The organism is Pseudomonas sp. UBA6323 (assembly GCF_002439135.1).
GTDB lineage: Bacteria > Pseudomonadota > Gammaproteobacteria > Pseudomonadales > Pseudomonadaceae > Aquipseudomonas.
The window spans coordinates 1-3,116 of record NZ_DJSX01000111.1; the positions used below are offsets into that span (position 1 = coordinate 1).

4 protein-coding genes are annotated in these 3,116 nt (G+C 63.0%); 3 read left to right on the plus strand and 1 reads right to left on the minus strand.

All coding sequences use genetic code 11. The features are described from left to right. Positions 1 to 735 (minus strand): glutamate synthase-related protein (locus tag B3P22_RS23500; protein WP_296272849.1); only part of this gene is annotated, 735 nt, incomplete at its 3' end. Positions 736 to 974: 239 nt separating this feature from the next. Between B3P22_RS23500 and B3P22_RS23505 the strand changes: the two genes are divergently transcribed. From B3P22_RS23505 to B3P22_RS23515, 3 genes are all read left to right on the plus strand, one after another. Further along, entirely contained in the window at positions 975 to 2,096 is a 1,122-nt protein-coding gene (locus tag B3P22_RS23505) for a beta-ketoacyl-ACP synthase III (RefSeq protein ID WP_296272856.1), read from the plus strand. Positions 2,097 to 2,167: 71 nt separating this feature from the next. Then, complete coding sequence (locus B3P22_RS23510; protein ID WP_296272851.1) at positions 2,168 to 2,779, plus strand: RNA polymerase sigma factor; 612 nt, start codon at positions 2,168 to 2,170, stop codon at positions 2,777 to 2,779. After that, complete coding sequence (locus B3P22_RS23515; RefSeq protein WP_024307511.1) at positions 2,773 to 3,006, plus strand: anti-sigma factor family protein; 234 nt, start codon at positions 2,773 to 2,775, stop codon at positions 3,004 to 3,006. The genes B3P22_RS23510 and B3P22_RS23515 overlap by 7 nt, the downstream gene beginning before the upstream one ends. The last annotated feature ends 110 nt before the right edge of the window (positions 3,007 to 3,116 follow it).

Genomic DNA, 3,116 nt, shown 5'->3' on the forward strand with positions numbered 1-3,116 from the left:
CAGCTTGATCTCGATCATCTTCACCTGCGGGCTGGCCGCCTGCACGGCGAAACGTTCGGGATCGAAGCGGCCGTCCGAGGCGCGGCAGCCGAAGTAGCCGCTGCCCAGCTCCCAGACCAGATCGCCGCCGTGCTCGCGATGGTAGGGGCTGATGCTGCCTTCGCCGGTGTCATGGTAGAACTCGCCGAGTTTCGCCCCTTCGTTGAGGGCGCGAATGGCGTTGGCACTGAGTGAGCCGAAGCTCATCGCCGAGATGTTGAACAGCGAGGCCGAGTACGGCTGGCTGCATTGCGGCCCGCCGATCTCCACGCGAAAGCTGCAAGGGTCGCTGAGCGGCGCCGGGCGCATCGAGTGGCTGATGAACTCGAAGCCGTTCTGGTACACGTCGCTCAAGGTGCCGAAGGGTTTGTCCGAACCTTCGTTCTTGGCGCGGGCGTAGACCAGCGAGCGCTGGGCGCGGGAGAAGGGCAGCTGTTCGGCATCGCCTTCGAGCAGGTACTGGCGGATTTCCGGGCGGATGCCTTCGACCAGATAGCGGATATTGCCCAGGATCGGATAGTTGCGACGTACTGCATGGCGGGTCTGCAGCAGATCGCCGATACCGATCAGGCTGAGCACGCCGCCGATCAGGGTTAACGGCCATATCCATTCATGAGCGAGGTAGGGCAGGCTGGCCAGGGTGAACAGCACGCAGAACGCGAAGAATGCATAGCGGCTGAGCAAAGAGAGGTTCATGAAGATTCCCGCAACGTAAGTCAGGTGGAGATTTTAGACCAAAAGGCTATAACGGGTCACGTTCTGTCCGTGCAGACACTCTCAAGGGCTAAGGACGAACACCGATGCCCTGTGGCACACTCAGTGGCCCGGAGCCAACCATCGCCAGAGCTTGGCCCGCGTCCCCCGATTTTTCGGCCTGCGCCCATTGTCGCCGGCCTACTGCCTGAGGCCGCCAGCGGCCAAGAAGAGGAATGAGCGTGCATAACGTCGTGATCAGTGGTACCGGCCTCTACACCCCGGCCAACAGCATTTCCAACGACGAGCTGGTGGCATCCTTCAATGCCTACGTGCAGCAGTTCAATGCCGATAATGCTGAAGCCATCGCCCGTGGTGAAATCGAGGCACTGAGCGAATCCAGCAGCGGCTTCATCGAGAAGGCCTCGGGTATCAAGAGCCGCTTCGTCATCGACAAGGACGGCATTCTCGATCCGCAGCGCATGGTGCCGCGTATCCCTGAGCGTTCCAACGACGAGTGGGGCATTCTCTGCCAGATGGCTGTCGCGGCGGCCCATCAGGCGCTGGAGCGTGCCGGCAAGACCGTCGCCGACATCGACGGGGTGATCGTCGCCTGCTCGAACCTGCAGCGCGCCTATCCGGCGGTAGCCATCGAAGTGCAGGCCGCGCTGGGCATCGACGGCTGGGGCTACGACATGAACGTGGCCTGCTCCTCGGCGACCTTCGGCATCCAGGCCGCGACCACCGCGATCCAGACCGGGCAAGCCCGCGCCATCCTCATGGTCAACCCGGAGATCTGCACCGGCCACCTCAATTTCCGCGACCGCGACAGCCACTTCATCTTCGGCGACGCCGCCACCGCGGTGATCATCGAGCGCGCCGACCAGGCCACCTCCAAGCACCAGTTCGATGTGGTCGGCACCAAGCTGCTGACCCAGTTCTCCAACAACATCCGCAACAACTTCGGCTTCCTCAACCGAGCGGCGGAAGAGGGTGTGGGCGCGCGCGACAAGCTGTTCGTGCAGGAAGGCCGCAAGGTGTTCAAGGACGTCTGCCCGATGGTCGCCGAGCTGATCGCCGCGCACTTGGCCGAGCACCAGCTCAACGTCAGCGACGTCAAGCGCTTCTGGCTGCACCAGGCCAACCTCAACATGAACCTGCTGATCGCGCGCAAACTGCTGGGTCGCGACGCCGAGCCGCACGAAGCGCCGGTGATCCTCGACACCTACGCCAACACCAGCTCGGCCGGCTCGGTGATCGCCCTGCACAAGAATCAGGACGACCTGCCGGCGGGCAGCCTGGGTGTTCTAAGCTCCTTTGGTGCCGGTTATTCCATCGGCAGTGTAATTTTGCGCAAGCGTTGAACTCTCTGTAGGAATGCCTGACGTGCACGGGGCGTTCGGCTTCGTGCGCAGGCCTGACCTACGGGAGTTCCATGTCCGATTCCGATCTCTTGAGGCGCCTGCTCGCCGGCGAGCAGAAGGCCTACCGTGAGCTGGTGGCTCGCTATCAGGGTGCGATGCGGGCGGTGGCCTACGCCATCGTCGGCAGCCGCCATGCCGATGAGGTGGTGCAGGATGCCTGGTTCGCCGTTGTGCGCAACCTGGCAGGTTTTCAAGGCCGCGCCAGCCTCAAGACCTGGCTGCTGACCATCACCGCCAACACCGCCAACACCGCCAAGACCCGACTCAAGCACAACCGCCGCGAGCTGCTGCTCGACGACCTGCCCGCGCCCCATGGCACGGTGGGTGACGAGCGTTTCGCCGATGACGGCCACTGGCTGCTGGCGCCGCATGCCTGGCATCAGGACAGCCCCGAAGCGCTGCTGACCGAAGATGAATTGCGCCAATGCCTGGAACACACGCTGGCCAGCCTATCCGAGCTGCAGGCCAGCGTGCTGGTGCTGCGCGAGCGTCAGGGTCTGGAGCTGGAGGCGATCTGTAATCTTCTCGACATCTCCCTCTCCAATGCCCGTGTGCTGCTGCACCGGGCACGCCTGAAAGTCTTCGCCACCCTGGAACATTTCGAGGAGACAGGCCAATGCTGACCTGCAAGGAACTGGTCGCTCATTCCAGCGATTATCTCGACGGCCAACTGACGCTGCGCCAGCGCCTAGCCGTACGCGCCCACCTGGCCATGTGCGGCAACTGCCGGCGTTTTATCCGCCAGATGAAACTGACCCAGGCAGTGATCCGGCAGATGCCGGATGAGGAGTTACCCGAACTCGACGCCTTGGCCGAGCGCTTGGCGCAGAGCCGGCGCAACCAGGGGTGAGCGGCGTGCTTGCTGGACGGCTCGGTTGCGTCCTCATGCGTAGGGTGGATGACGCTTTTTTCATCCACCGTTTGCGGTGGTTGTTCGGACTATTAACTCGGCAATCAAAT

Coding starts and splice junctions, on each gene's coding strand:
- B3P22_RS23510 (WP_296272851.1), top strand. CDS start 2,168: ATGTCCGATTCCGATCTCTTGAGGCGCCTGCTCGCCGGCGAGCAGAAG.
- B3P22_RS23515 (WP_024307511.1), top strand. CDS start 2,773: ATGCTGACCTGCAAGGAACTGGTCGCTCATTCCAGCGATTATCTCGAC.